Source organism: Niveispirillum sp. FG148, assembly GCF_057809655.1.
In genome coordinates, this window is sequence record NZ_JBMDKJ010000019.1 from 25,475 (window position 1) to 49,951 (window position 24,477).

Sequence of the window (24,477 nt, forward strand, 5' to 3'; positions counted from 1 at the left end):
AGGAGAGCATCATGTCCAAGCTGGAAAAGCTGGTTGAAGAACTGTCGGCTCTGACCGTCCTGGAAGCCGCCGAACTGTCGAAGCTGCTGGAAGAGAAGTGGGGCGTTTCCGCCGCCGCTCCGGTTGCCGTTGCTGCCGCTCCGGCCGCCGCCGCTGCTGCCGCTCCGGTCGAAGAGCAGACCGAGTTCACCGTCGAGCTGGTTGACGGTGGCGACAAGAAGATCAACGTGATCAAGGAAGTCCGCGCCATCACCGGCCTGGGCCTGAAGGAAGCCAAGGACCTGGTCGAAGGCGCTCCGAAGGTCGTCAAGGAAGCCGTGTCGAAGGACGAGGCTGCCAAGATCAAGAAGCTGCTGGAAGACGCCGGCGCGAAGGTCGCCGTCAAGTAATAGTGGCGCTCGTCGCTGCATAAGAGGGCGCTGGACGGTGGTCCCCCGGGAGGGGGCCGCCGCCCGGCGTCGTCTGTCTTTTCTGGACCGGAATGGTCCGCTATTATGGCGGGCTTTTCCGGGACGGGTCCTGGAAGGGTCCGGAAGGGGTGGGGCGCTCCCCTGCTTCGGACGGGAAAAATCGAGGCAAATCCTGGCTTCTACCGGCAGCGGAAGCGGGATGCGCCGATGATGGCGACGCTGGTAAGCGACGATCCCGATGGGATTTTCGCCCGCGTCGATTCGTGTTTTGGGGCGACGGGTGACAGGCCCGTGGTTCCAAGTTGGGCATTGACCAGAGCGCGCACTGCACCGGGCGAGTTCACGAGAGGCACTCTATGGCCAAGTCGTTCACGGGACGTAAGCGTATCCGCAAGAGCTTCGGGCGTATTCCCGAGGTCACCCGCATGCCGAACCTCATCGAGGTTCAGCGCAGTTCCTACGACCATTTCCTGCAAATGGATGTGGCGCCGGAAAAGCGGGCGGTTCTCGGCCTTCAGGAAGTCTTCAAGTCGGTTTTTCCGATCAAGGACTTCTCCGAGCGCGCCGTGCTGGACTTCGTCCGGTATGAGCTTGAGCAGCCGAAATATGATGTCGAGGAATGCCAGCAGCGCGGCATGACGTTTGCCGCCCCGCTGAAGGTGACGCTGCGCCTCACCGTGTTCGACATTGATGAAGATACCGGCCTGCGGTCGATCCGCGACATCAAGGAGCAGGACGTCTACATGGGCGACATGCCCCTGATGACGGCCAACGGCACCTTCATCATCAATGGCACCGAGCGTGTGATCGTCAGCCAGATGCACCGCAGCCCCGGTGTGTTCTTCGACCACGACAAGGGCAAGACCCACAGCTCGGGCAAGTACCTGTTCGCCGCCCGCGTCATTCCCTATCGCGGCTCGTGGCTGGATTTCGAGTTCGATGCCAAGGACATTGTCTATGTCCGCATCGACCGCCGCCGCAAGCTGCCTGCCACCACGCTGCTGTACGCCCTGGACGGGGCGGACACGGAAACCGCGCGTGCCGCGCGCAAGGCGCAGGGCAAGGACCTGCAGCCTTACGAGGCGCAGGGCATGACCAAGGAGGAAATCCTTGGCGCCTTCTATGGTACCGTGACCTATACCCGTTCCGGCGCCGGTTGGAAGACGGCCTTCGACGCTGAGCGTCTGAAGGGCCAGAAGCTGACCACCGACCTGATCGATGCCCGCACGGGCGAGGTCCTGGCGACCCGTGAAACCAAGATGACCCCGCGCGTCGTGAAGCGCCTGGTCGAGCAGGGTCTGACGGAAGTTGCCGCGTCGGTCGAAGAGATCGTCGGCCGGTATCTGGCCGTTGACATCATCGACGAGAAGACGGGTGAGGTTCTGTACGAGGGTGGTGACGAGATCAGCAGCGCCGCGCTGGATCGTCTGGAGAAGCTGGGCGTGCAGGAACTGCCCGTCCTGGCCATCGACCATCTGAACGTCGGGCCCTATATCCGCAACACCATGGCTGCCGACCGCAACGCGAGCCGCGAGGACGCGCTGGTCGATATCTATCGCGTGATGCGCCCGGGTGAGCCGCCGACGCTGGAAAGCGCCGAGGCGCTGTTCCAGGGCCTGTTCTTCGACCAGGAACGCTACGATCTGTCGGCCGTGGGTCGCGTGAAGATGAACGCCCGTCTCAATTTCGAGACGGACGATCAGGTACGCGTGCTCCGCAAGGAAGACATCCTGAAGATCCTGAAGATCCTGGTGGAACTGAAGGATGGCCGCGGCGAGATCGACGATATCGACCATCTGGGCAACCGTCGCGTCCGCTCCGTCGGCGAGCTGATGGAGAACCAGTACCGCGTCGGCCTGCTGCGCATGGAACGTGCGATCCGCGAGCGCATGAGCTCGGTCGAGATCGACACGGTCATGCCGCATGACCTGATCAACGCCAAGCCGGCCGCGGCCGCGGTGCGTGAATTCTTCGGCTCCTCGCAGCTGTCGCAGTTCATGGACCAGACGAACCCGCTGTCCGAAATCACGCACAAGCGTCGTCTCTCGGCCCTGGGGCCGGGCGGTCTGACGCGTGAGCGCGCGGGCTTCGAGGTCCGCGACGTTCACACCACCCACTATGGCCGCATCTGCCCGATTGAGACGCCGGAAGGCCCGAACATCGGTCTGATCAACAGCCTGGCCACCTATGCCCGCGTGAACCAGTACGGCTTCATCGAAAGCCCCTACCGCAAGGTGGTGGACCAGAAGGTGACGTCGGAAGTGGTGTACCTGTCGGCCATGGAAGAAGGCCGCTACATGGTGGCCCAGGCCAATGCGCCGTTGAGCGCGGACGGCAAGTTCGCCGAACTGCTGGTCTCCTGCCGCAAGGGTGGTGAATATCTGCTGGCGCGGCCCGACATGATCGACCTGATCGACGTGTCGCCCAAGCAGGTTGTGTCCGTCGCCGCGGCGCTGATCCCGTTCCTGGAGAACGACGACGCCAACCGCGCGCTGATGGGCTCCAACATGCAGCGTCAGGCCGTGCCGCTGATCAAGGCGGACAGCCCGCTGGTCGGTACCGGCATGGAAGCGACGGTGGCCCGTGATTCGGGCGTGACCATCGTTGCCCGCCGCGCCGGCATCGTCGACCAGGTGGACGCCACCCGTATCGTGGTCCGCGCGACCGAGAATACGGATCCGGCCGCCCCCGGCGTCGATATCTACAACCTGCTGAAGTTCCAGCGTTCCAACCAGAACACCTGCATCAACCAGAAGCCGCTGGTGAAGGTGGGCGACCGGGTGATCAAGGGCGATATCATCGCCGATGGTCCCTCGACCGACCTGGGCGAGCTGGCCCTGGGCCGCAACGTGCTGGTCGCGTTCATGCCCTGGAATGGCTACAACTTCGAAGATTCGATCCTGATCTCCGAACGGATCGTGCGCGATGACGTCTTCACCTCGATCCATATCGAGGAATTCGAGGTCATGGCCCGCGATACCAAGCTGGGCCAGGAAGAAATCACCCGCGACATTCCGAATGTCGGCGAAGAGGCTCTGAAGAACCTCGACGAAGCCGGCATCGTCTATATCGGCGCCGAAGTCCGTCCGGGCGACATCCTGGTCGGCAAGGTCACGCCGAAGGGCGAAAGCCCGATGACGCCGGAAGAAAAGCTGCTGCGCGCCATCTTCGGCGAAAAGGCCTCTGACGTGCGCGACACGTCGCTGCGCCTGCCGCCGGGCGTGGTCGGTACGGTCGTGGAAGTGCGCGTGTTCAGCCGCCGTGGTGTGGACAAGGACGAGCGCGCGCTGGCCATCGAGCGGGCCGAGATCGAGAAGCTGGCCAAGGACCGCGACGACGAGAAGGGCATCCTGGAACGCTCCTTCTATACCCGTCTGAAGGAACTGCTGGCCGGCCAGACCGTGGTTTCGGGTCCGAAGGGCCTGAAGGGCGGCGAAGTGATCAACGCCGAGCTGCTGTCGGGCCTGACCCGCGGCCAGTGGCGCCATATCTCCGTCGCCGACGACCATGTGATGGAGTTCATCGAGCAGACCGGCAAGGTGTTCGACGAGAGCGTCCAGCGCCTGCAGGAGAAGTTCGAGAACAAGGTCGAGAAGCTGCAGCGCGGTGACGAGCTGCCGCCCGGCGTGATGAAGATGGTCAAGGTCTTCGTGGCTGTGAAGCGCAAGCTGCAGCCCGGTGACAAGATGGCCGGTCGTCACGGCAACAAGGGCGTCATCTCGCGCATCACCCCGATCGAAGACATGCCGTACCTGGAAGATGGCCGGAATGTCGACATCGTGCTGAACCCGCTGGGCGTGCCGTCGCGCATGAATGTCGGTCAGATCCTGGAAACCCATCTGGGTTGGGCTGCCGCCGGTCTGGGTCGCCAGATTGGCGAAATGCTGGACAAGATGCGGGCCCAGGCGACCGATGCGGCGCTGAAGTCCAAGACCCTGGATGAGCTGCGGGCCCGCCTGCGCCACATCTATGGTGAGGATGTCTATGGTGGCGACATCGCCGACATGGGTGATGCCGAGCTGATCGAGCTGGCCAACAACCTGCGTCGCGGCATTCCCTTCGCCACGCCCGTCTTCGACGGTGCGCGTGAAGAGGATATCTGCCGCATGCTGGAAGATGCCGGTATCGACCGGTCGGGCCAGATGCAGCTGATCGACGGCCGCACGGGTGAGCCGTTCGACCGCAAGGTCACCGTCGGCTACATTTACATGCTGAAGCTGCACCATCTGGTCGACGACAAGATCCACGCCCGTTCCATCGGCCCCTACAGCCTGGTCACCCAGCAGCCGCTGGGCGGTAAGGCCCAGTTCGGTGGTCAGCGTTTCGGTGAAATGGAAGTGTGGGCACTGGAAGCTTACGGTGCTGCCTATACGCTGCAGGAAATGCTGACGGTGAAGTCGGACGACGTGTCCGGCCGTACCAAGGTTTACGAGGCCATCGTCCGTGGCGACGACAACTTCGAAGCCGGCATTCCCGAAAGCTTCAACGTTCTGGTCAAGGAACTGCGTTCGCTGGGCCTGAATGTCGAGCTGAACGAGCGCGACTACTAAGGGCCGACAGGGTCGACAGGAGGCGGGTCATCCCCCGCCTCCTGTTCTCATCGTTTGACGAAGCCATGATCCCCAGGGGAGACGGCATATGAATACCGAATTGATGAACATCTTCGGCGCTCCGCAGGGCCCGCAGAGCTTCGACCAGATCCGCATCTCGATCGCCAGCCCGGAGCGCATCCGCTCCTGGTCGTTCGGCGAGATCAAGAAGCCTGAGACGATCAACTACCGGACCTTCAAGCCGGAGCGCGACGGCCTGTTCTGCGCCCGCATTTTCGGTCCGATCAAGGATTACGAGTGCTTGTGCGGCAAGTACAAGCGCATGAAGTATCGCGGCATCATCTGCGAAAAGTGCGGCGTGGAAGTGACCTTGTCCAAGGTCCGCCGCGAGCGCATGGGCCATATCGAACTGGCCTCGCCCGTTGCCCATATCTGGTTCCTGAAGTCGCTGCCGTCCCGTATCGGCCTGTTGCTGGACAACACGCTGAAGGATCTGGAGCGCGTCCTTTACTTCGAAAACTATGTCGTCATCGAGCCCGGCCTGACCGACCTGAAGCAGGGTCAGTTGCTGTCTGAAGATGAACTGATCGACCGCCAGGACAAGTTCGGCGAAGACGCCTTCACCGCCAAGATCGGTGCCGAGGCGCTGAAGGACATGCTGTCCTCGCTGGATCTGGTCTCGGAAAAGGCGAACTGCCGCGACGACCTGCGCGAGACCGCGTCGGAAGCCAAGCGCAAGAAGCTGGTCAAGCGTCTGAAGATGCTGGAAAGCTTCCTGGGCGAGCCGGTCGAGGTCGAGGATGTCGCCGCCTATGAGCGGTTCGAAGGGTATAAGGAGCGTATCGAGCTCGCCGACGCCCCGACCATCTACAAGACCTATCCGAACGCGACCCGTCCGGAATGGATGATCCTGGACGTGGTGCCGGTCATTCCGCCGGAACTGCGTCCGCTGGTCCCGCTGGATGGCGGTCGTTTCGCCACCTCCGACCTGAACGACCTGTATCGCCGCGTCATCAACCGCAATAATCGTCTGAAGCGGCTGATCGAGCTGAAGGCGCCGGACATCATCGTCCGTAACGAAAAGCGCATGCTGCAGGAGGCCGTCGACGCGCTGTTCGACAATGGCCGCCGTGGCCGCGTCATCACCGGTGCCAACAAGCGTCCCCTGAAGTCCATCAGCGACATGCTGAAGGGCAAGCAGGGTCGCTTCCGTCAGAACCTGCTGGGCAAGCGCGTCGACTACTCGGGCCGTTCGGTCATCGTGGTGGGTCCAGAGCTGAAGCTGCACCAGTGCGGCTTGCCGAAGAAGATGGCGCTGGAGCTGTTCAAGCCCTTCATCTACGCGAAGCTGGAACTGTACGGTCTGGCCTCCACCATCAAGGCTGCCAAGCGCATGGTGGAAAAGGAACGTCCCGAGGTGTGGGACATCCTGGAAGAGGTCATCCGCGAGCATCCCGTGATGCTGAACCGCGCGCCGACCCTGCACCGTCTGGGCATCCAGGCGTTCGAGCCGACCCTGATCGAAGGCAAGGCAATCCAGCTGCACCCGCTGGTCTGCACGGCGTTCAACGCCGACTTCGACGGTGACCAGATGGCCGTGCACGTCCCGCTGAGCCTTGAGGCCCAGTTGGAAGCGCGCGTCCTGATGATGTCCACCAACAACATCCTGTCGCCCGCCTCCGGCCGTCCCATCATCGTGCCGTCCCAGGACATCATCCTGGGTCTCTATTACATCACGATGGAGCTGCCGGGTGCCAAGGGCGAGGGCATGGCCTTCGGTTCCATCGGCGAGATCGAGCATGCACTGGCCGCGAAGGCGGTGACGCTGCATTCCAAGGTCGAAGCCCGCTATCACACGGTAGACGAGAACAACAAGCCGATCACCGTTCGTGTCAAGGCGACCCCCGGCCGCATGCTGCTGTCGGAGATCCTGCCGCGTCATCCGGCCATCAAGTTCGACCTGATCAACCGCCTTCTGACCAAGAAGGAAATCGGCAATATCATCGACATCGTCTACCGCCATTGCGGTCAGAAGGAGACGGTGATTTTCGCCGACCGGATGATGCGTCTGGGCTTCACCAACGCGTTCAAGGCCGGCATCTCCTTCGGCAAGGATGACATGGTCATCCCGGCCGAGAAGGAGACGCTGATCAAGGAAGCCCAGGACCGCGTGAAGGAGTTCGAGCAGCAGTATCTGGACGGCCTGATCACCCAGGGCGAGAAGTACAACAAGGTCGTCGACGTCTGGTCGGAAACCACCGAAAAGGTGGCGACGGCCATGATGAAGGTGATCGAGCAGCCGCGCCCCGGTTACGGCGTGAACTCGGTCTATATGATGGCCCATTCCGGTGCCCGCGGTTCGCCGGCCCAGATCAAGCAGCTGGCCGGTATGCGCGGTCTGATGGCCAAGCCCTCGGGCGAAATCATCGAGACGCCGATCATCTCCAACTTCAAAGAAGGCCTGACCGTTCTGGAGTATTTCAACTCCACGCACGGTGCCCGTAAGGGGCTGGCCGACACGGCCTTGAAGACGGCGAACTCCGGTTACCTGACCCGTCGTCTGGTGGATGTGGCGCAGGACGCCATCATCACCGAGACGGATTGCGGTACCAAGGAAGGCCTGACCGTGAAGGCGGTGATCGATGGCGGCGACGTCATCGTTCCCCTGTCCGAACGTATTCTGGGCCGTACCTCGACCGGCGACATCGTGCATCCGCTGTCGGGCGAGCTGATCGTTCCGATGGGCGAGCTGATCACCGAGCGGGAGATCGAGCTGATCGACCGCGCCGGCATCGACACCGTCCATATCCGCTCCGTGCTGACCTGCGAAACGCAGGACGGCGTGTGCGCCCATTGCTACGGCCGCGATCTGGCCCGTGGCACGCGGGTGAACATGGGCGAAGCCGTGGGCGTCATCGCCGCCCAGTCGATCGGTGAACCCGGCACGCAGCTGACGATGCGCACGTTCCACATCGGTGGTGCGGCACAGCGCGGTGCGGAGCAGAGCTTCATCGAAGCGACGCTGGACGCCACTGTGATTGTGCGTAACCGCAACCTCGTGCTGAACAGCGACGGTGTGCCGGTGGTGATGGGCCGCAACTGCGAACTGGCGCTGCTGGATGAGCAGGGCCGTGAGCGCGCCAAGCACCGTGTCCCCTATGGCGCCAAGCTGAACAAGGCGCTGGCTGTCGACGGCGCGCCGATCAAGCGCGGCGATCGTATGGCCGAATGGGACCCGTACACCCTGCCGATCCTGACCGAAAAGGAAGGTACGGCCACCTATGTCGATCTGGTGGAAGGCGTGTCCGTCCGCGAGGTCATGGACGAGGCCACCGGTATCTCGGCCAAGGTCGTGGTCGATTGGCGCCAGCAGCCGCGCGGTGCGGACCTGCGTCCGCGCGTGGCACTGCTGGACGACAATGGCGATATGGTGAAGCTGCCGAACGGCGCGGAAGCCCGCTATTTCATGAGCGTGGATGCCATCCTGTCGGTGGAGAATGGTGCGAAGGTCCGGGCCGGTGACGTGCTGGCCCGTATCCCGCGCGAAAGCTCCAAGACGCGTGACATCACCGGCGGTCTGCCGCGCGTGGCCGAGCTGTTCGAAGCCCGCCGTCCGAAGGACTTCGCGATCATCGCGGAGATCGATGGCCGCGTGGAATTCGGCAAGGACTACAAGACCAAGCGCCGTATCGTCGTGAAGAGCGACGAGACGGGGGAAGAGCGCGAGTACCTGATCCCGAAGGGCAAGCACATCTCCGTGCAGGAGGGTGACTATGTCCAGAAGGGCGACAGCCTGATGGATGGCAGCCCCGTGCCGCACGACATCCTGTCGGTGATGGGTGTCGAGGCGCTGGCCAACTACCTCATCAATGAGATCCAGGACGTCTATCGTCTGCAGGGCGTGAAGATCAACGACAAGCACATCGAAGTGATCGTCCGCCAGATGCTGCAGAAGATCGAGGTCTCCGATCCCGGCGATACGACCCTGCTGATCGGCGATCAGGTCGATCGGGTGGAGTTCGAGCAGGAGAACCGCACCGTCCAGCAGCGGATCAAGGAAGGCGAGGTGGATCTGCGCTTCGCCGTCGGCAAGCCGGTTCTGCAGGGCATCACCAAGGCGTCGCTGCAGACCCGGTCCTTCATCTCCGCCGCGTCGTTCCAGGAAACGACCCGCGTCCTGACGGAAGCTGCCGTCCAGGGCAAGGTCGACAATCTGGAAGGCCTGAAGGAAAACGTGATCGTCGGCCGTCTGATCCCGGCCGGTACCGGTTCCGTGGTCAACCGTCTGAAGGCCATTGCTGCCGAGCGCGACCGCGCCCTGCAGATGGGCGAGGACGACGCAGCCGCGGCCCTGCCGCCGGAAGCCGCCGAGTAAAATCGGTAGCCTAAGTGCGCGTACGGAAAGGGCCGCCCTGGCAACGGGGCGGCCCTTTTTGCATTTCGGAGGTGGGGATGGACCGGGAGAATGTTCTGCGCGATATCCTGCGGGTCAATCACGCCGGGGAATATGGCGCAATCCGCATCTATCGCGCCCAGGCCGCCCTTTGCCGCGATCCGGCCATCCGCGCCTTTGTGCGGGGGACGATGGAAGATGAAAGCCGGCATCTTCGCACTTTCAGGGACCTGATGCGTCATCGGGCCGTCCAGCCCTGCGGCGCGCTGCCTATATGGGGCATTGGTGGAACCGTGCTGGGCGGGCTGACCGGCCTGGCGGGACCGCGTGGGGTCCTGCTCTGCACCATCGCTGTGGAGCGCTGTGTCCATGCCCACCTGCAGGATCAGGTGCGCTGGTTGATCACCGGCCCGGAAGCGGTGGCCATCGCCGGCATCATGGCGGAGGAAGCGGCCCATGCAGACGACGCCCAGGCCCGCCTTGGACCGCTGGCCCGCATGGACACTATCTGGCTGCGCCTGATTGCCGTCATAACCTTCGCGATGATCTGGGCGTCGACCTACGGTGCCGCCGCCCGAATGCGGCGTGTGTTGCGGCAAGACGGCCTTGCCCCTTGGCAACGACCCCCGCCGCCGCCTAAATAGGCCGCGTGCGTAATCGAGGGAGCGGGCAATGGCATCGGGACGGCGGGCGGGCAGGGTTGGGCTGCTATTCGCGGCATTGGCCGGGGCGGGGGCGGCCAGTCTGGTCGGGTCGTTACTGCGTTCGCTGCCCATGGCGCCGGCCCTGGCGGCCGACCACGCCTGGCTGCTGATCGCGGCCCCCGTGCCGATTGGGGCCGTTGTGGCCGTAGCCCATATCTACTGGTTGCGGGGCCTGCTGTCCAAAGGGGCCGCGCGCCCGGGCGACACCGGTGCGCCAACCCGGACCCTGGTCCCGCCCGTGGAGGGAGAGGATGCCGGGGATGGGGAGAAGCCGCCGCGTTGGCGCCCGGTGATCCGCAACTGAGCGATGGCGATGAACCGTACTCAGCTTTCTTTGGCCCTGGACCGGATGGACCGGATCTATCCCAACGTGCTGCAACCGGACTATCGGGACGAGGTTCTGGGCGTGGGGCGGTCTTTCCCCCCGCTTTATCGCACGGCCAAACGGCTGGGCGATCTGCTGCACGCCCATCGCGGGCGCAAGCTGGGCCAGTTGGAGGAGGCGGTGGTGGCGGATGTCCGCCGCCTGCATGATGAACTGCGCGAGGGCGCGCAGAAGCTGCTGTCCGCCAAGGTCTGGATCGGCGACGAGTAGGACGCGATCAGACGCTGAAATTCACCGCGACGGAAATGCGGATGCCGTCCCCGCTATAGGGGGCGACGGAGTGCAGCAGCCAGGAGGGGAAGATGATGATCGACCCCGTCTCCGGATAGACGCGTTCCGCCAGGCCTGCGGAAAGATAGCCCTGGGCATTCACCTTCACAGTCGGCGCGTACATCATGGGCAGGGGTCCGCGCGGGTCGGTGAACTCGATACAGCCACCCAGGTCCGGCTTTCCGCCGATGCCGCCATCATCGACATAGGTGACGGCCGACCAATAGGCGCCGGGATGAAAATGGGCATGGTTGCCATTGCCCCGGCGGTTGACATTGGCCCAGGCGGTATGGGTCCAGGCCGGTGCCACCTTGCGCAACTGGCCATTGTCGACGACCAGTGTCACCTGGTTGATCATCTGCGTCAGCCCGTCAATCAGCGCTGCCCCGGCGTCCCCCGCCCAATCCAGGAAATTGTCGGTGGATTGCCAGCCGCCATCGTTGCTGTGCTGCACACCCTGCGGCGTCGCTGCCTCATGCGCCAGGATGGTGTCGCGCAGGCGCGTGATCAGCGGGGATTGGGCGCCCAGGCTGGCCCGGACCAGGGGGGTGGAGAACAGGGGGGTGATCTGCATGGCGACCGCGCGTGTGTAGGCTTTTCTGGAAATCTAGCTCCAGCCCCCTGCCACGCGCAAAGCCACAATCACCCGTCGGGGTTATTCCCCGAAAAATATGCGATACATCAAACGGCCGGGCAGCAGGGTGAAGCCGCCCGTGATCAGCAGGGCCAGAACATAGACCCGGATCATGGTCCGCCTGTGCCGGGCGATGTCGCCCTTCCGCGCCAGACGGATGGCCTGCCAGAGCGCGACCAGCACCAGCACTGAGAGAAGATGAATGGGACTGAACGCGCCGATGATGCGCAGTTCATGAATGCCGAAGGACGACAATGCCACCGTGGCCATGGCCAGAACCCAGGCCCAGCCCACCACCCGATGGGTCATAGTGCCCTTGGGCATGGCAAACTGGACCCCGCCCAGCAGGATGGCGGCACCGGCCAGCACGGCATGGGCCTGGATCAATGGTCCGGCATTCAGAAAAAGATCAACCCCGTTGGACATCATCGCTCCCGTCACGCGGGTCAGCGGATGACACTGCCCCACAGATCATATTCGTCGGCTTCCTCGATGCGCACCCGCACCATGTCGCCGACCTTAACCATATCCTCGCCGTTCAAGTAAACAGCGCCGTCAATTTCCGGCGCGTCGGCCCAGGACCGGCCGATGGCCCCGTCCTCATCCACCTCGTCGATCAGCACATCCATTTCGCGGCCGATCTTGGCGGCAAAACGCTTGGCGCTGATTTCCTGCTGGTGGGCCATCAGTCGGTTCCAGCGCTCCTCCTGCACCTCCTTCGGCACGGCGCCCGGCAGCTCGTTGGCCGGGGCACCGTCCACGGGTTCGTACTTGAAGCAGCCCAGCCGGTCGATCTGCGCTTCGGTCAGCCAGTCCAGCAGATACTGGAAGTCCTGCTCCGTCTCTCCGGGGAAGCCGACGATGAAGGTGGAGCGCAGGGTCAGATCGGGGCAGCCCTGGCGCCACATCTTGATCCGGTCCAGCACCTTGTCGGTGTTCGCCGGGCGCTTCATGGCCTTCAGCACATTGGGGGCGGCATGCTGGAAGGGGATGTCCAGATAGGGCAGCACCTTGCCCTCTGCCATCAGGCCGATGACCTCGTCCACATGCGGATAGGGGTAGACATAATGCAGGCGGATCCAGGCGCCCAGTTCGCCCAGTTCGCGGGCCAGGTCGATGAACTTGGCGCGGACCTGCCGGCCCTTCCACTTGCTCTCCGCATAGCGGGTGTCCATGCCATAGGCGGACGTGTCCTGGCTGACCACCAGGATTTCCTTGACCCCCGCCTTCACCAGCGCCTCTGCCTCGGCCAGCACCATGTTGGCGGGGCGGGAGACCAGGTCGCCGCGGATGGAAGGAATGATGCAGAAGGTGCAGCGGTTGTTGCAGCCCTCGGAAATCTTCAGATAGGCGTAATGGCGCGGCGTCAGGCGCAGGCCCTGTGGGGGCACGACATCCAGATAGGGATCGTGGCGCGGCGGCACCACGTCATGCACGGCGCTCACCACCTGCTCATATTGGTGCGGACCGGTGACGGCCAGCACATTCGGGTGGCTCTGCCGGATCAGGCTCTCTTCCTTGCCGAGGCATCCCGTGACGATCACCTTGCCGTTTTCCTTGATGGCCTCACCGATGGCTTCCAGGCTTTCGGCCTTGGCGCTGTCCAGGAAGCCGCAGGTATTGACCAGAACGACATCGGCCCCGTCATAGGAACCGGAAATCTCATACCCTTCGGACCGCAGCTTGGTCAGGATGCGTTCGCTGTCCACCAGGGCCTTGGGACAGCCGAGGGAGACGATACCGACCTTGGGGGCGGCGGCCGGAGTATGGGTCTGCTTGGTCATGATGGGCCAGGGTCCTTGAAAACAAGCGGCCTATATAAGGCCGGGAGGGGCTTCAGGCCAGTGGCGGCGCAAGCATGGCGGGGTGGCGATTGGCGGCGTTTGGCGCGGTGTGGGTGGCGGTACCGGACGAATCGGCCTAGGATGTCACTTTGGCGTGCGCATCCAGGGATCATACCATGGCGATTGCAGAACAACGGCACGCGCCCCGGCGCATGAGTATCGAGGCGTTCCTGGTCTGGGACTCGGGCAACGACCGCCGCTACGAGCTGGTGAATGGTTGGCCGGTGGCGCTGTCGGCGCCCTCCACAAATCATGCGGTGATTACCGCAAACCTCAGGGCCGCCTTAAGCAATCGGCTCCAGGCGGAGGGACGCCCCTGCGAAATCGAATCCGGCGGAGGCGTGCTGCTCATCGAGCAGTGCCGGACCGTCCGGGTCCCGGATATTCTGATCCGCTGCCATCCTGACGAGCCGTCGGTCACCCTGCCGCTCATGGCCGTGCAGGTGCTGTCCCCCAGCAATTCCGCCCGTGAGATGGCCGTCAGGCGCGATGATTACGCCGCCGCGCGGGTGGAACAGGTGCTGGAGGTCGAGCAATCCGCGGCGGAGGCATGGCTTCACAACCGTCAGAGCGACCGTTGGGTTGTCGAAACGATCCGGGGTTTGTCTGCTGAAATCGTACTCTACAGCATTGGCATCAGCATCCCCATGGCCGAAATCTACGCGGATGTGGAACTGGCGCCGCTGCCGGATGACTAAGCGGGCCGGGAGCCTGAGCCCGGCTGCGGCCGGGTCCAGCTCTGCGGACTCCTGGGGGCCAGGATGCAAGGGAAACGGGGCGGAAGCCCTAGGGTTCGACTTGACGGCCCCCGGACTCATCCATATAGTCCGCCAACCTATTTCGGGGGGGCAGGCTGTAGCCCGCCCTCGTGGCGTCTAGACGCTGTCCCCACTGTTGGCTTCATGCGCTTACCCATCAGGGACGTTGGCCAGCTCCAAGGAACCTCCCCGGAACAGTCGATAGCCGCACCCGAGTCCTTGTTCGGACGGCGTATGGAAATCTCCCGCACGGAGCTTGCCGCTTCGTATGCGGGTGTTTTTCGTCGTCGTCATGGGGTTGGTGGTGCGACCGGTTTGGAATGACATCCCCGAACGGGGATATAGAAAAGGCGAAGGGCGTTCATGCCGACGATCAGTCAGTTGATCCGCAAGCCGCGGGCTCCGTTGGTGGCCCGGGACAAGGTGCCGGCCCTGCAGGAGTGCCCGCAGAAGCGTGGCGTCTGCACCCGCGTTTACACCACCACCCCGAAGAAGCCGAACTCGGCGCTGCGTAAGGTTGCCCGTGTGCGCCTGACGAACGGCTACGAAGTCATCAGCTACATTCCCGGTGAAGGTCACAACCTCCAGGAACACTCGGTCGTCATGATCCGTGGTGGCCGCGTGAAGGATCTTCCCGGTGTGCGTTACCACATCATCCGCGGCACGCTCGATACGCAGGGCGTGAAGGACCGCAAGCAGCGTCGTTCCAAGTACGGCGCGAAGCGGCCCAAGTAAGGAGAGCGAGCAATGTCCCGTCGTCGTAAAGCCGACAAGCGCGAAGTTCTGCCCGATGCCAAGTTCGGCGACATCGTGCTGACGAAGTTCATGAACTGCCTGATGTACGACGGCAAGAAGTCGGTGGCTGAGTCCATCGTCTATGGCGCCCTGGATCGTATCGAGGCGAAGACGAAGCAGGACGCCCTGCAGCTCTTCCATGACGCCCTGAATAATGTCCGTCCGTATCTGGAAGTTCGTTCCCGCCGCGTTGGTGGTGCGACGTACCAGGTTCCGGTGGAAGTGCGTTCCGACCGTGCGCAGGCCCTGGCGATCCGCTGGATCATCGGTGCCGCCCGCAACCGTTCGGAAAACACCATGACCGAGCGTCTGTCGGGTGAGCTGCTGGATGCCGCGCAGCAGCGCGGTACGGCCGTGAAGAAGCGTGAAGACACGCATCGCATGGCCGAAGCCAACAAGGCCTTCTCGCACTACCGCTGGTAAGTTCCTACGAACCACGCACGGCGAAGCCCCAATCCATGGCCCGGTCCCATCCCATCCACTCCTATCGGAATATCGGCATTGCCGCGCATATCGATGCCGGCAAGACGACGACGACGGAGCGGATTCTCTTCTATACCGGGAAGTCCTATCGCATCGGCGAGGTCGACAACGGCACCGCCACGATGGACTGGATGGAACAGGAGCAGGAGCGGGGCATCACCATCACGTCGGCGGCGACGACCTGCTTCTGGAAGGATCACCGCATCAACATCATCGACACGCCCGGGCATGTCGACTTCACCATCGAAGTCGAACGTTCCCTGCGGGTTCTGGATGGTGCGGTGGCTCTGTTCGATGCGGTGTCGGGTGTGGAGCCGCAGTCAGAGACGGTGTGGCGGCAGGCGGATCGGTACCGTGTGCCGCGCATCTGCTTTGTGAACAAGATGGACCGCGTCGGCGCGGACCTTCTGGCCACGGTCGGCATGATCCGGGACCGGCTTGGCGCCAGTCCCGCGCTCGTGCAATTGCCGCTGGGCGTGGAAGCCGGGTTCAAAGGTGTCATCGACCTGATCGACATGGTTGCGATCGTCTGGTCCGACGACATGCTGGGCGCCCGGTTCGAGCGGGTTGAGATTCCCGCCGACCTGCTGGAAGAGGCGAAGCGCCACCGCGCGACGCTGGTCGAGCAGGCGGTGGAGATGGAGGAAGCGGCGACAGATGCCTTCCTGTCCGGCCAGGAGCCGGATGCGACGGAACTTCGGCGCTTGATCCGCAAGGGCACCATCGGGCTGAAGCTCGTGCCGGTGCTGTGCGGGTCGGCCTTCAAGAACAAGGGCGTGCAGCCGATGCTGGACGCTGTTGTCGATTATCTGCCGTCGCCGGCGGATGTCGGTGACATTCAAGCCCTGACGCCGTCGGGCGAACCGGTCAGCCGGCCCGCCACTGACGAGGCGCCTTTTGCGGCGTTGGCGTTCAAGGTGATGAACGATCCGTTCGCGGGGTCCCTGACCTTCGCCCGAATCTATTCCGGCACGCTGCGCCAGGACGCCATCATGGCCAATCCGGGCAAGCAGCTGGAGGAGAAAGCTGGTCGCATGCTGTTGATGCATGCCAACAGCCGGGAGGAGATCGAGGAGGCCCATGCGGGCGACATCGTCGCATTCGCCTCTCTGGAGGGGACGGCGACGGGGGACACGCTGTGTGATCCGGCGCATCCGGTCCTTCTGGAACGGATGGAATTCCCCGAGCCGGTGATCGAGGTGGTGGTCGAGCCGCAGACGCAGGCCGATCATGACCGGATGGCGGTGGCACTCGGGCGCCTGGCGGCCGAGGATCCTTCATTCCGGGTGGGCCGCGATCCCGAATCGGGTCAAGCTGTGCTGCGGGGGATGGGTGAACTCCATCTGGAGATCATTGTCGACCGCATGCGGCGGGAATTCAGGGTGGATGCCGCGGTGGGCCGGCCGAAGGTGGCCTATCGCGAGACGGTGACTGCCCGCGGTGAAGTTGATTACACGCATCGGCGCCAGTTGGGGGTCGTCGGCCAATTCGCCCGCGTCAAGCTGGTGGTGGAGCCGTCGGATGCCGGACCGGGGTTGGGATTCGTGAACAAGGTCGGGGCAGATACGCTGCCCAAGGAATTTGTCACGGGTGTGCAGAAGGGGCTTGAGGCAGCCAGAACCTCGGGTGTCATCGCCGGTTATCCGGTGGTGGGCGTCCGGGTCGAGCTGGTCGATGGCGCCTTCCACGATGTGGATAGCTCCGCGCAGGCGTTTGAAATCGCCGCGCGGGCGGCATTGCGGGAAGGGCTGGCCAAGGCTCGCCCCGTCCTGCTGGAGCCCGTGATGAAGGTCGAGGTGGTGACCCCGGAGGAATATCTGGGGGATATCATCGGCGACCTGAACAGCCGCCGGGGGCAGATCACCGGCATGGACCAGCGCGGCAACGCCCGCCTGATCGATGCCCGGGTGCCGCTCTCGACGATGTTCGGTTATGTGAACAATCTCCGGTCCATCAGTCAGGGCCGGGCACAGTACTCGATGAAGTTTGACCGTTATGAACAGGCGCCGCACGCCATCGCTGACGAACTGCGCAGCAAAGTGGCATGAACACGGTCGTCAACCGATTGAAATGAGGACGGAAAATCATGGCTAAGGCAAAGTTTGAGCGGACGAAGCCGCACTGCAACATCGGCACGATCGGTCACGTCGACCATGGCAAGACGTCTCTGACGGCGGCCATCACGAAGGTTCTGGCCGAGAAGGGCGGCGCCACGTTCACGGCTTACGACCAGATCGACAAGGCTCCGGAAGAGAAGGCCCGTGGCATCACGATCTCGACCGCTCACGTCGAGTACGAGACGGACAACCGTCACTATGCCCACGTTGACTGCCCGGGTCACGCTGACTACGTGAAGAACATGATCACGGGTGCGGCGCAGATGGACGGCGCGATCCTGGTGTGCTCGGCCGCCGACGGCCCGATGCCGCAGACGCGCGAGCACATCCTGCTGGCCCGTCAGGTCGGCGTGCCGGCCCTGGTGGTGTTCCTGAACAAGATGGATCTGGCTGATCCGGACCTGGTCGAGCTGGTTGAGCTGGAACTGCGCGAGCTGCTGTCCAGCTACGGCTTCCCGGGCGACGACATTCCGATCGTGAAGGGCTCGGCCGTTGCCGCCCTGAACGACAGCAACCCGGCGATCGGCCGCGATGCGATCCTGGAGCTGATGGCCGAGGTTGATCGCTACATCCCGCAGCCGGAGCGTCCGATCGACAAGCCGTTCCTGATGCCGATCGAAGACGTATTCTCGATCTCGGGCCGTGGCACGGTTGTGACGGGCCGCGTCGAGAAGGGCATCGTCAAGGTCGGTGAGGAAGTCGAGATCGTCGGCCTGAAGGCCACGGTGAAGACGACCGTCACGGGCGTTGAAATGTTCCGCAAGCTGCTGGACCAGGGTCAGGCCGGCGACAACATTGGCGCGCTGCTGCGCGGCACGAAGCGTGAAGATGTCGAGCGTGGTCAGGTTCTGGCCAAGCCCGGCTCGATCACCCCGCACACGGACTTCGAAGCCGAGACCTACATCCTGACCAAGGAAGAGGGTGGCCGTCATACGCCGTTCTTCGCCAACTACCGTCCGCAGTTCTACTTCCGCACGACGGACGTGACCGGCTCGGTGACCCTGCCGGAAGGCACGGAAATGGTGATGCCCGGCGACAATATCCGCATCGGCGTGAAGCTGATCGCCCCGATCGCCATGGACGAAGGCCTGCGCTTCGCCATCCGCGAGGGCGGCCGCACCGTCGGCGCCGGCGTCGTGTCGAAGATCGTCAAGTAAGCGTTCCCGACGCGCATTTCAGCAATGTGATGGGGCCGGCCCGAAAGTGCTTGGGGCCGGCTCCTTCTTTGGGTATAAACCCTGCTCTTTTTGGGGTCTAGGACATGGACAATCAGAATATCCGGATCCGCCTTAAGGCGTTTGATCATCGCGTGCTCGACCAGAGCACCAGCGAGATCGTCAACACCGCGAAGCGGACCGGTGCGCGCGTCCGCGGTCCGATTCCGCTGCCCACGCAGCTGGAAAAGTTCACGGTGAACCGCAGCCCGCACATCGACAAGAAGTCGCGTGAGCAGTTCGAGATTCGCACCCACAAGCGTCTGCTGGATATCGTCGACCCGACGCCGCAGACGGTTGATGCGCTGATGAAGCTCGACCTGGCCGCCGGCGTCGACGTCGAAATCAAGCTGTAATCAAGTTTGGTCGAGTACGGGACCTCTCCCAATCTGAGGATGTCCCGAGTGAGGAGAAAAAACAGATGCGATCCGGATTGATCGCGCAGAAGGTCGGCATGACCCGCGTCTTCACCGACGAGGGTGAGAGCGTGCCGGTGACTGTGCTGAAGCTGGACCAGGTCCAGGTCATCGCCCACAAGACGGAAGAGAAGGATGGCTATACGGCCCTCCAGCTCGGCGCCGTCAAGGCCAAGGTGAAGAACGTCGCCAAGGCCCAGCGTGAGGTGTTTGCCAAGGCCAAGGTCGAGCCGAAGAAGAAGCTCGTTGAGTTCCGCGTGGCTCCCGCCAACCTGATCGAGGTCGGTGCTGAGCTGACCGCGGATCATTTCGTTGCCGGCCAGTTCGTGGACGTGCAGGGCACGACCCTGGGTAAGGGTTTTGCCGGCGGTATGAAGCGCTGGAATTTCGGCGGTCTGCGTGCGACCCACGGCGTGTCCGTGTCGCACCGCTCCATCGGTTCGACCGGTGGCCGTCAGGATCCCGGTAAGACCTTCAAGAACAAGAAGATGCCCGGTCACATGGGTGTCGACACCGTTACCGTCCAGAACCTGAAGGTCGTGTCGGTCGACGCCGAGCGCGGTCTGATCCTGGTCAAGGGCGCTGTCCCGGGCCATGAGGGCGCCTTCGTCCTCGTCAAGGACGCCGTCAAGAAGAAGCTGCCCGAGGGCGTGCCGTTCCCCGGCGCCTTCCGTGCTCCGGCTGCTGAAGCTGTCGCGGCGGAGGGCTGATAAATGAAGACGTCCATCAAGAATCTGAACAACGAGACCGTCGGCGAGATCGAGCTGTCGGAAGACGTGTTCGGCCTGCCGGCCCGCCAGGACATCCTGGCCCGCATGGTGCTGTGGCAGCTGGCCAAGCGCCGCGCTGGCACGCACAAGGCCAAGACGATCTCCGAGATCTCCGGCACCACCAAGAAGCCGTGGCGCCAGAAGGGCACCGGCCGCGCCCGTCAGGGCTCGCTGCGCTCGCCGCAGTTCCGCGGTGGCGCGCGTATTTTCGGGCCGGTCGTTCGTTCCCACGAACATGACCTGACCAAGAAGGTCCGCAAGCTGGCCCTGAAGACCGCCCTGTCGGTCAAGGCCGCCGAAGGCAAGCTGGTCGTTCTGGAGGCCGCCAAGGCCGACAGCCACAAGACCAAGGTGCTGTTCGGTCAGCTGCAGGCCCTGGGTCTGAAGTCGGCTCTCATCATCGACGGTGCCAATGTCGATGTGAACTTTGCCCGTGCCGCCGGCAATATCCCGCACATCGACGTGCTGCCGGAACAGGGCGCCAACGTGTACGACATCCTGCGCAGGGACGTTCTCGTCCTGACGCGCAACGCGGTCGAGCAGCTGGAGGCTCGCCTGAAATGAGCACGAGCAAGAAGACCACCGTCTCGGCCGAGCGCATGTACGATCTGATCGTTGCGCCCGTCATCACCGAGAAGGCCACCATGGGTTCCGAGCACAACCAGGTCACCTTCAAGGTGCGCATGGATGCCTCGAAGCCCGAAATCAAGGCCGCGGTTGAGGGCCTGTTCAAGGTGAAGGTCACGGCGGTGAACACCTCCGTGGTCAAGGGTAAGACGAAGCGCTTCCGTGGGACGATCGGCCGCCGGTCGGACTACAAGAAGGCCGTCGTGACCCTCGCCGAGGGCAGCTCCATCGACGTGACCACCGGCGTGTGAGGGTAGAGCTATGGCTTTGAAGACTTTCCGTCCGATTACGCCGAGCCTCCGCCAGCTCGTTCTGGTGGATCGCTCGGAGTTGCACAAGGGCAAGCCCGTGAAGATGCTGACCGAGGGCCTGACGGGCTCCGGCGGTCGCAATAACACGGGTCGCATCACCGCTCGCCGCATGGGCGGCGGGCATAAGCGCACGTACCGCATCGTCGACTTCAAGCGTCGCAAGTTCGATATGCCGGCCACGGTCGAGCGTCTGGAATATGACCCGAACCGTACCGGCTTCATCGCGCTGGTGAAGTACGAAGACGGCACGCTGTCCTATATCCTGGCTCCGCAGCGCCTGAAGGCCGGTGACGTCATCGTCTCCGGTGAGAAGGTGGACGTGAAGCCCGGCAACGCGATGCCGCTGAAGAACATCCCCGTCGGCACCATCGTCCACAATGTGGAACTGAAGGCCGGCAAGGGTGGTCAGCTGGCGCGTTCCGCCGGCACGTACCTGCAGCTGGTCGGTCGCGACCAGGGCTATGCCCAGCTGAAGCTCCCCTCGGGCGAGCTGCGCATGGTCCGTGGCGAGTGCATGGCCACCATCGGCGCCGTGTCCAATCCGGACCAGTCGAACGTGGTCATCGCCAAGGCCGGTCGTAACCGCTGGCTGGGCAAGCGTCCTGCCGTTCGCGGCGTCGCCATGAACCCGATCGACCATCCGCACGGTGGTGGTGAAGGCCGTACCTCCGGTGGCCGTCACCCGGTCACGCCGTGGGGCAAGCCGACCAAGGGCAAGAAGACGCGTCAGAACAAGGGCACGGATAAGCTCATTATCCGCCGCCGCGCTAAGTAAAGGAGTGCTGCCGTGACTCGTTCCGTTTGGAAGGGGCCGTTCGTTGACGGCTACCTGTTGAAGAAGGCAGACAAGGCGCGTGCGTCGGGCCGTAATGAGATCATCAAGATCTGGACCCGCCGTTCTACCATTCTGCCGCATTTCGTCGGTCTGACCTTCGGCGTCTACAACGGCCAGAAGTTCGTGCCGGTGCTGGTGACCGAGAACATGATCGGTCACAAGTTCGGTGAATTCTCGCCGACCCGTACGTTCTACGGCCACGCGGCCGACAAGAAGGCGAAGAGGAAGTAATCATGGGCAAGCCTGCTGCAGAGCGGCGCCTCAGCGAGACTGAGGCCAAGGCGTTCGGCGGAATGATCCGCACGAGCCCGCAGAAGCTGAACCTGGTTGCGCAGCTGATCCGCGGAAAGTCCGCTGGTGAAGCTGTCGCCCTTCTGACATTTTCCAAGCGTCGTATCGCTGGCGAAGTGAAGAAGGTCCTCCAGTCCGCCATCGCGAACGCCGAGAACAACCACCAGCTGGACGTTGATCGCCTGTTCGTGTCCCACGCGACGGTCGGCAAGGCTCTTGTCATGAAGCGTTTTCACGCCCGTGCCCGCGGTCGTGGCGCCCGTGTCGAGAAGCTGTTCAGCAACCTGACCGTGATCGTGCGTGAGCGCGCTGAGGACAAGGCCGAGGGGGCCGCTGAATAATGGGTCAGAAAGTCAATCCGATCGGCCTGCGTGTCGGTATCAACCGGACGTGGGACAGCCGCTGGTACGCTGGTCGTGACTATGCCAAGCTGCTCCACCAGGATCTGAAGCTGCGTGGCTACCTGCAGACCCGTCTGCAGGCCGCCGGCGTCAGCCGCGTCATCATCGAGCGTCCGGCCAAGAAGGCCCGCATCACCATCCACACGGCCCGTCCGGGTGTGGTGATCGGCAAGAAGGGTGCGGACATCGAAAAGCTGCGCTCCGAGCTCAGCCGGATGGCCGGTTCCGAGGTGAACCTGAACATCGTCGAGATCCGCAAGCCGGAACTGGACGCCCGTCTGATCGCCGAGAACATCGCCAGCCAGCTGGAACGCCGCGTGGCCTTCCGTCGCGCCATGAAGCGCGCCGTGCAGTCCGCAATGCGTCTGGGCGCCCAGGGTATCCGGATCAACTGCTCCGGTCGTCTGGGTGGTGCGGAAATCGCCCGTATCGAATGGTATCGCGAAGGCCGTGTGCCGCTGCACACCCTGCGCGCTGACATCGATTACGGCGTGGGCACTGCCAAGACCACCTATGGCACCTGCGGTGTCAAGGTGTGGGTGTTCAAGGGTGAAGTGCTGGCCCATGATCCGATGGCGCAGGACAAGCGCGCCGCGGAACAGACGGCTACCCGCTGATCATCCGGATACTGGCAAGGGATATAGAGAAGGCTACATGCCATGCTGAGTCCGAAGCGTACCAAGTACCGCAAGGCGCACAAGGGCCGTATCCACGGCGCGTCGAAGGGCGGTACCTCTCTGAATTTCGGCGCTTTCGGCTTGAAAGCCGTTGAGCCGATGCGTATTACGGCACGTCAGATCGAGTCCGCTCGTCGCGCCATCACCCGTCACCTGAAGCGTCAGGGTCGCGTCTGGATCCGGATTTTCCCGGATCTGCCCGTGTCCTCGAAGCCGGCGGAAGTCCGCATGGGTTCCGGTAAGGGTTCGCCGGAATTCTGGGCGGCGCGCGTTGCGCCGGGCCGTATCATGTTCGAAGTTGACGGCGTGCCGGCCGACCTGGCCAAGCGCGCTTTCGAACTGGCCGCTGCGAAGCTGCCGATCAAGGTGCGTTTTGTCACCCGTCTGGGTGAAGGGGGTGAGGCATGACGAAGGCTACTGACCTTCGCGGCAAGAGCACGGACGAGCTGAACGATCAGCTCCTCCAGCTCAAGAAGGAGCAGTTCAACCTGCGTTTCCAGAAGGCTTCCGGCCAGCTGGAGAATACGGCGCGGGTTCGTGTGGTGCGTCGCGACATCGCCCGCATCAAGACCATCCTGGGCCAGCAGACGGTGTCTGCTGTGTCCGCGTCCTGAGGAGGGGTTAACGATGCCCCGTCGCGTCCTGCAGGGCACCGTGGTGTCCGACAAGGGTGACAAGACTGTCACCGTGCTTGTCGAACGTCGCGTGATGCACCCTGTCTATAAGAAGTTCATCAAGCAGTCCAAGAAGTACGCCGCCCATGACGAGGCGAACGCGTTCAAGATCGGTGACGTTGTCCAGATCGAAGAATGCCGTCCGATCTCCAAGTCCAAGCGGTGGACCGTCGTTGTGGCCCCGGCCGCCGACGGCAATCCGAACGCCTGAAGATAAGGAAGCCATTCCATGATTCAGATGCAAACCAACCTGGAAGTCGCGGACAATAGTGGCGCGCGCCGGGTGCAGTGCATCAAGGTGCTGGGCGGCGCTGGTCGTCGCTTCGCCGCCATCGGCGATGTCATCGTCGTGTCGGTGAAGGAGGCCATTCCGCGCGGCCGCGTGAAGAAGGGTGACGTGCAGCGTGCCGTTATCGTTCGCACTGCCAAGGAACTGCGCCGCGAGGACGGTTCCGTCATCCGCTTCGACCGCAACGCCGCCGTGCTGATCAACAAGCAGGGCGAGCCGATCGGTACGCGCATTTTCGGGCCCGTGACCCGTGAACTGCGCGGCAAGAAGTTCATGAAGATCATTTCGCTGGCGCCGGAGGTGCTCTGATGGCTGCGAAGATCCGCAAGGGCGATAATGTCGCCGTCATCGCCGGCAAGGACAAGGGCAAGACCGGCGAGGTCATTGCCGTCCTTCCGACCGAGGGTCGCGTCAAGGTGCGCGGTGTCAACCTGGTGAAGAAGCACCAGCGTCAGACCCCGATGCAGCAGGGCGGCATCGTCGAGATCGAAGCGGCGCTGGACCTGTCCAACGTCGCCATCGTCGACCCGAAGACCAACAAGCCGACCCGCGTTGGCTTCCGGATCCTGGAGGACGGCCGCAAGGTCCGCTTCGCCAAGGGTTCCGGCGAAGTGATCGATCAGTGAGGC

Annotated in this window: 27 protein-coding genes; 24 read left to right on the top strand and 3 right to left on the bottom strand. The window is 63.3% G+C overall.

Annotated elements, in window-relative coordinates:
* Positions 1-11: 11 nt before the first annotated feature.
* The 6 genes from rplL to ACODTW_RS18545 all read left to right on the top strand — a co-directional run bounded on the left by rplL (position 12) and on the right by ACODTW_RS18545 (position 10,652).
* Entirely contained in the window at positions 12-389 is a 378-nt protein-coding gene (rplL, locus tag ACODTW_RS18520) for a 50S ribosomal protein L7/L12 (protein WP_488947539.1), read from the top strand.
* 377 nt (positions 390-766) lie between these two features.
* Positions 767-4,960 carry a DNA-directed RNA polymerase subunit beta gene (rpoB, locus tag ACODTW_RS18525; protein WP_488947540.1) on the top strand — a complete coding sequence of 1,398 codons (4,194 nt, stop codon included), beginning with the start codon at positions 767-769 and terminating at the stop codon, positions 4,958-4,960.
* 88 nt (positions 4,961-5,048) lie between these two features.
* Positions 5,049-9,335 (top strand): DNA-directed RNA polymerase subunit beta', encoded by a 4,287-nt coding sequence (rpoC, locus tag ACODTW_RS18530; protein WP_488947541.1) that lies wholly within the window; start codon positions 5,049-5,051, stop codon positions 9,333-9,335.
* 77 nt (positions 9,336-9,412) lie between these two features.
* Positions 9,413-9,997 (top strand): demethoxyubiquinone hydroxylase family protein, encoded by a 585-nt coding sequence (locus tag ACODTW_RS18535; RefSeq protein ID WP_488947542.1) that lies wholly within the window; start codon positions 9,413-9,415, stop codon positions 9,995-9,997.
* A gap of 28 nt (positions 9,998-10,025) precedes the next feature.
* Positions 10,026-10,361, top strand: coding sequence for a hypothetical protein (locus ACODTW_RS18540; protein WP_488947544.1), 336 nt, complete (start codon positions 10,026-10,028; stop codon positions 10,359-10,361).
* A gap of 9 nt (positions 10,362-10,370) precedes the next feature.
* The gene (locus tag ACODTW_RS18545) at positions 10,371-10,652 is read left to right on the top strand and encodes a hypothetical protein (protein WP_488947545.1); all 282 of its coding nucleotides are present in this window, start codon (positions 10,371-10,373) and stop codon (positions 10,650-10,652) included.
* Positions 10,653-10,659: 7 nt separating this feature from the next.
* Here ACODTW_RS18545 and ACODTW_RS18550 read toward each other — a convergent pair whose 3' ends face one another.
* From ACODTW_RS18550 to rimO, 3 genes are all read right to left on the bottom strand, one after another.
* A complete protein-coding gene (locus tag ACODTW_RS18550; RefSeq protein ID WP_488947546.1) occupies positions 10,660-11,286 on the bottom strand; it encodes a TIGR02466 family protein in 627 nt (208 codons plus the stop codon).
* 81 nt (positions 11,287-11,367) lie between these two features.
* Positions 11,368-11,772: a DUF2306 domain-containing protein gene (locus tag ACODTW_RS18555; RefSeq protein WP_488947547.1), complete on the bottom strand. Its 405-nt coding sequence runs from the start codon at positions 11,770-11,772 to the stop codon at positions 11,368-11,370.
* Positions 11,773-11,792: 20 nt separating this feature from the next.
* Positions 11,793-13,130 carry a 30S ribosomal protein S12 methylthiotransferase RimO gene (gene rimO / locus ACODTW_RS18560; RefSeq protein WP_488947548.1) on the bottom strand — a complete coding sequence of 446 codons (1,338 nt, stop codon included), beginning with the start codon at positions 13,128-13,130 and terminating at the stop codon, positions 11,793-11,795.
* A gap of 176 nt (positions 13,131-13,306) precedes the next feature.
* Between rimO and ACODTW_RS18565 the strand changes: the two genes are divergently transcribed.
* The 18 genes from ACODTW_RS18565 to rplX all read left to right on the top strand — a co-directional run bounded on the left by ACODTW_RS18565 (position 13,307) and on the right by rplX (position 24,474).
* On the top strand, positions 13,307-13,888 hold the full coding sequence (locus ACODTW_RS18565; protein ID WP_488947549.1) for a Uma2 family endonuclease: 582 nt from the start codon (positions 13,307-13,309) through the stop codon (positions 13,886-13,888).
* Between the two features lie 423 nt (positions 13,889-14,311).
* The gene (rpsL, locus tag ACODTW_RS18570; RefSeq protein ID WP_029013599.1) at positions 14,312-14,683 is read left to right on the top strand and encodes a 30S ribosomal protein S12; all 372 of its coding nucleotides are present in this window, start codon (positions 14,312-14,314) and stop codon (positions 14,681-14,683) included.
* 12 nt (positions 14,684-14,695) lie between these two features.
* On the top strand, positions 14,696-15,166 hold the full coding sequence (gene rpsG / locus ACODTW_RS18575) for a 30S ribosomal protein S7 (RefSeq protein WP_094452541.1): 471 nt from the start codon (positions 14,696-14,698) through the stop codon (positions 15,164-15,166).
* Between the two features lie 35 nt (positions 15,167-15,201).
* On the top strand, positions 15,202-17,274 hold the full coding sequence (gene fusA, locus ACODTW_RS18580; protein ID WP_488947550.1) for an elongation factor G: 2,073 nt from the start codon (positions 15,202-15,204) through the stop codon (positions 17,272-17,274).
* Positions 17,275-17,312: 38 nt separating this feature from the next.
* Positions 17,313-18,500 carry an elongation factor Tu gene (tuf, locus tag ACODTW_RS18585; RefSeq protein ID WP_488947534.1) on the top strand — a complete coding sequence of 396 codons (1,188 nt, stop codon included), beginning with the start codon at positions 17,313-17,315 and terminating at the stop codon, positions 18,498-18,500.
* A gap of 104 nt (positions 18,501-18,604) precedes the next feature.
* Complete coding sequence (rpsJ, locus tag ACODTW_RS18590; protein ID WP_029013602.1) at positions 18,605-18,913, top strand: 30S ribosomal protein S10; 309 nt, start codon at positions 18,605-18,607, stop codon at positions 18,911-18,913.
* 65 nt (positions 18,914-18,978) lie between these two features.
* Entirely contained in the window at positions 18,979-19,683 is a 705-nt protein-coding gene (gene rplC / locus ACODTW_RS18595; RefSeq protein ID WP_488947551.1) for a 50S ribosomal protein L3, read from the top strand.
* Positions 19,684-19,686: 3 nt separating this feature from the next.
* Positions 19,687-20,307 carry a 50S ribosomal protein L4 gene (rplD, locus tag ACODTW_RS18600; RefSeq protein WP_488947552.1) on the top strand — a complete coding sequence of 207 codons (621 nt, stop codon included), beginning with the start codon at positions 19,687-19,689 and terminating at the stop codon, positions 20,305-20,307.
* Positions 20,304-20,621: a 50S ribosomal protein L23 gene (locus ACODTW_RS18605; RefSeq protein ID WP_488947553.1), complete on the top strand. Its 318-nt coding sequence runs from the start codon at positions 20,304-20,306 to the stop codon at positions 20,619-20,621. The genes rplD and ACODTW_RS18605 overlap by 4 nt, the downstream gene beginning before the upstream one ends.
* Before the next feature lie 10 nt (positions 20,622-20,631).
* The gene (rplB, locus tag ACODTW_RS18610; protein WP_488947554.1) at positions 20,632-21,456 is read left to right on the top strand and encodes a 50S ribosomal protein L2; all 825 of its coding nucleotides are present in this window, start codon (positions 20,632-20,634) and stop codon (positions 21,454-21,456) included.
* A gap of 12 nt (positions 21,457-21,468) precedes the next feature.
* Positions 21,469-21,747, top strand: a complete 279-nt coding sequence (gene rpsS, locus ACODTW_RS18615) for a 30S ribosomal protein S19 (protein ID WP_416573395.1) — start codon at positions 21,469-21,471, stop codon at positions 21,745-21,747.
* A gap of 2 nt (positions 21,748-21,749) precedes the next feature.
* Positions 21,750-22,148 carry a 50S ribosomal protein L22 gene (gene rplV, locus ACODTW_RS18620; RefSeq protein WP_054168361.1) on the top strand — a complete coding sequence of 133 codons (399 nt, stop codon included), beginning with the start codon at positions 21,750-21,752 and terminating at the stop codon, positions 22,146-22,148.
* Complete coding sequence (gene rpsC, locus ACODTW_RS18625) at positions 22,148-22,825, top strand: 30S ribosomal protein S3 (RefSeq protein WP_488947555.1); 678 nt, start codon at positions 22,148-22,150, stop codon at positions 22,823-22,825. The genes rplV and rpsC overlap by 1 nt, the downstream gene beginning before the upstream one ends.
* A gap of 42 nt (positions 22,826-22,867) precedes the next feature.
* Positions 22,868-23,293 (top strand): 50S ribosomal protein L16, encoded by a 426-nt coding sequence (gene rplP / locus ACODTW_RS18630; protein ID WP_488947556.1) that lies wholly within the window; start codon positions 22,868-22,870, stop codon positions 23,291-23,293.
* Complete coding sequence (rpmC, locus tag ACODTW_RS18635) at positions 23,290-23,499, top strand: 50S ribosomal protein L29 (protein ID WP_292912193.1); 210 nt, start codon at positions 23,290-23,292, stop codon at positions 23,497-23,499. Before rplP ends, rpmC begins: the two co-directional genes overlap by 4 nt.
* 13 nt (positions 23,500-23,512) lie before the next feature.
* The gene (gene rpsQ, locus ACODTW_RS18640; protein WP_488947557.1) at positions 23,513-23,770 is read left to right on the top strand and encodes a 30S ribosomal protein S17; all 258 of its coding nucleotides are present in this window, start codon (positions 23,513-23,515) and stop codon (positions 23,768-23,770) included.
* A gap of 18 nt (positions 23,771-23,788) precedes the next feature.
* Complete coding sequence (gene rplN / locus ACODTW_RS18645) at positions 23,789-24,157, top strand: 50S ribosomal protein L14 (protein WP_054168356.1); 369 nt, start codon at positions 23,789-23,791, stop codon at positions 24,155-24,157.
* Entirely contained in the window at positions 24,154-24,474 is a 321-nt protein-coding gene (gene rplX / locus ACODTW_RS18650) for a 50S ribosomal protein L24 (RefSeq protein ID WP_488947615.1), read from the top strand. The genes rplN and rplX overlap by 4 nt, the downstream gene beginning before the upstream one ends.
* Positions 24,475-24,477: the final 3 nt, after the last annotated feature.

What these genes read in the sequence shown, in the direction of transcription:
- ACODTW_RS18545 (WP_488947545.1), top strand. Translation starts at nt 10,371, where the DNA reads ATGAACCGTACTCAGCTTTCTTTGGCCCTGGACCGGATGGACCGGATC.
- rpsG (WP_094452541.1), top strand. Translation starts at nt 14,696, where the DNA reads ATGTCCCGTCGTCGTAAAGCCGACAAGCGCGAAGTTCTGCCCGATGCC.
- rpsQ (WP_488947557.1), top strand. Translation starts at nt 23,513, where the DNA reads ATGCCCCGTCGCGTCCTGCAGGGCACCGTGGTGTCCGACAAGGGTGAC.
- ACODTW_RS18540 (WP_488947544.1), top strand. Translation starts at nt 10,026, where the DNA reads ATGGCATCGGGACGGCGGGCGGGCAGGGTTGGGCTGCTATTCGCGGCA.
- rpoB (WP_488947540.1), top strand. Translation starts at nt 767, where the DNA reads ATGGCCAAGTCGTTCACGGGACGTAAGCGTATCCGCAAGAGCTTCGGG.
- rpsC (WP_488947555.1), top strand. Translation starts at nt 22,148, where the DNA reads ATGGGTCAGAAAGTCAATCCGATCGGCCTGCGTGTCGGTATCAACCGG.
- rpsL (WP_029013599.1), top strand. Translation starts at nt 14,312, where the DNA reads ATGCCGACGATCAGTCAGTTGATCCGCAAGCCGCGGGCTCCGTTGGTG.
- ACODTW_RS18550 (WP_488947546.1), bottom strand. Translation starts at nt 11,286, where the DNA reads ATGCAGATCACCCCCCTGTTCTCCACCCCCCTGGTCCGGGCCAGCCTG.
- ACODTW_RS18555 (WP_488947547.1), bottom strand. Translation starts at nt 11,772, where the DNA reads ATGTCCAACGGGGTTGATCTTTTTCTGAATGCCGGACCATTGATCCAG.
- rplP (WP_488947556.1), top strand. Translation starts at nt 22,868, where the DNA reads ATGCTGAGTCCGAAGCGTACCAAGTACCGCAAGGCGCACAAGGGCCGT.
- rpsJ (WP_029013602.1), top strand. Translation starts at nt 18,605, where the DNA reads ATGGACAATCAGAATATCCGGATCCGCCTTAAGGCGTTTGATCATCGC.
- ACODTW_RS18535 (WP_488947542.1), top strand. Translation starts at nt 9,413, where the DNA reads ATGGACCGGGAGAATGTTCTGCGCGATATCCTGCGGGTCAATCACGCC.
- rplB (WP_488947554.1), top strand. Translation starts at nt 20,632, where the DNA reads ATGGCTTTGAAGACTTTCCGTCCGATTACGCCGAGCCTCCGCCAGCTC.
- rpmC (WP_292912193.1), top strand. Translation starts at nt 23,290, where the DNA reads ATGACGAAGGCTACTGACCTTCGCGGCAAGAGCACGGACGAGCTGAAC.
- rplC (WP_488947551.1), top strand. Translation starts at nt 18,979, where the DNA reads ATGCGATCCGGATTGATCGCGCAGAAGGTCGGCATGACCCGCGTCTTC.
- rimO (WP_488947548.1), bottom strand. Translation starts at nt 13,130, where the DNA reads ATGACCAAGCAGACCCATACTCCGGCCGCCGCCCCCAAGGTCGGTATC.
- ACODTW_RS18605 (WP_488947553.1), top strand. Translation starts at nt 20,304, where the DNA reads ATGAGCACGAGCAAGAAGACCACCGTCTCGGCCGAGCGCATGTACGAT.
- rpoC (WP_488947541.1), top strand. Translation starts at nt 5,049, where the DNA reads ATGAATACCGAATTGATGAACATCTTCGGCGCTCCGCAGGGCCCGCAG.
- rplN (WP_054168356.1), top strand. Translation starts at nt 23,789, where the DNA reads ATGATTCAGATGCAAACCAACCTGGAAGTCGCGGACAATAGTGGCGCG.
- ACODTW_RS18565 (WP_488947549.1), top strand. Translation starts at nt 13,307, where the DNA reads ATGGCGATTGCAGAACAACGGCACGCGCCCCGGCGCATGAGTATCGAG.
- rplV (WP_054168361.1), top strand. Translation starts at nt 21,750, where the DNA reads ATGGGCAAGCCTGCTGCAGAGCGGCGCCTCAGCGAGACTGAGGCCAAG.
- rplL (WP_488947539.1), top strand. Translation starts at nt 12, where the DNA reads ATGTCCAAGCTGGAAAAGCTGGTTGAAGAACTGTCGGCTCTGACCGTC.
- fusA (WP_488947550.1), top strand. Translation starts at nt 15,202, where the DNA reads ATGGCCCGGTCCCATCCCATCCACTCCTATCGGAATATCGGCATTGCC.
- tuf (WP_488947534.1), top strand. Translation starts at nt 17,313, where the DNA reads ATGGCTAAGGCAAAGTTTGAGCGGACGAAGCCGCACTGCAACATCGGC.
- rplD (WP_488947552.1), top strand. Translation starts at nt 19,687, where the DNA reads ATGAAGACGTCCATCAAGAATCTGAACAACGAGACCGTCGGCGAGATC.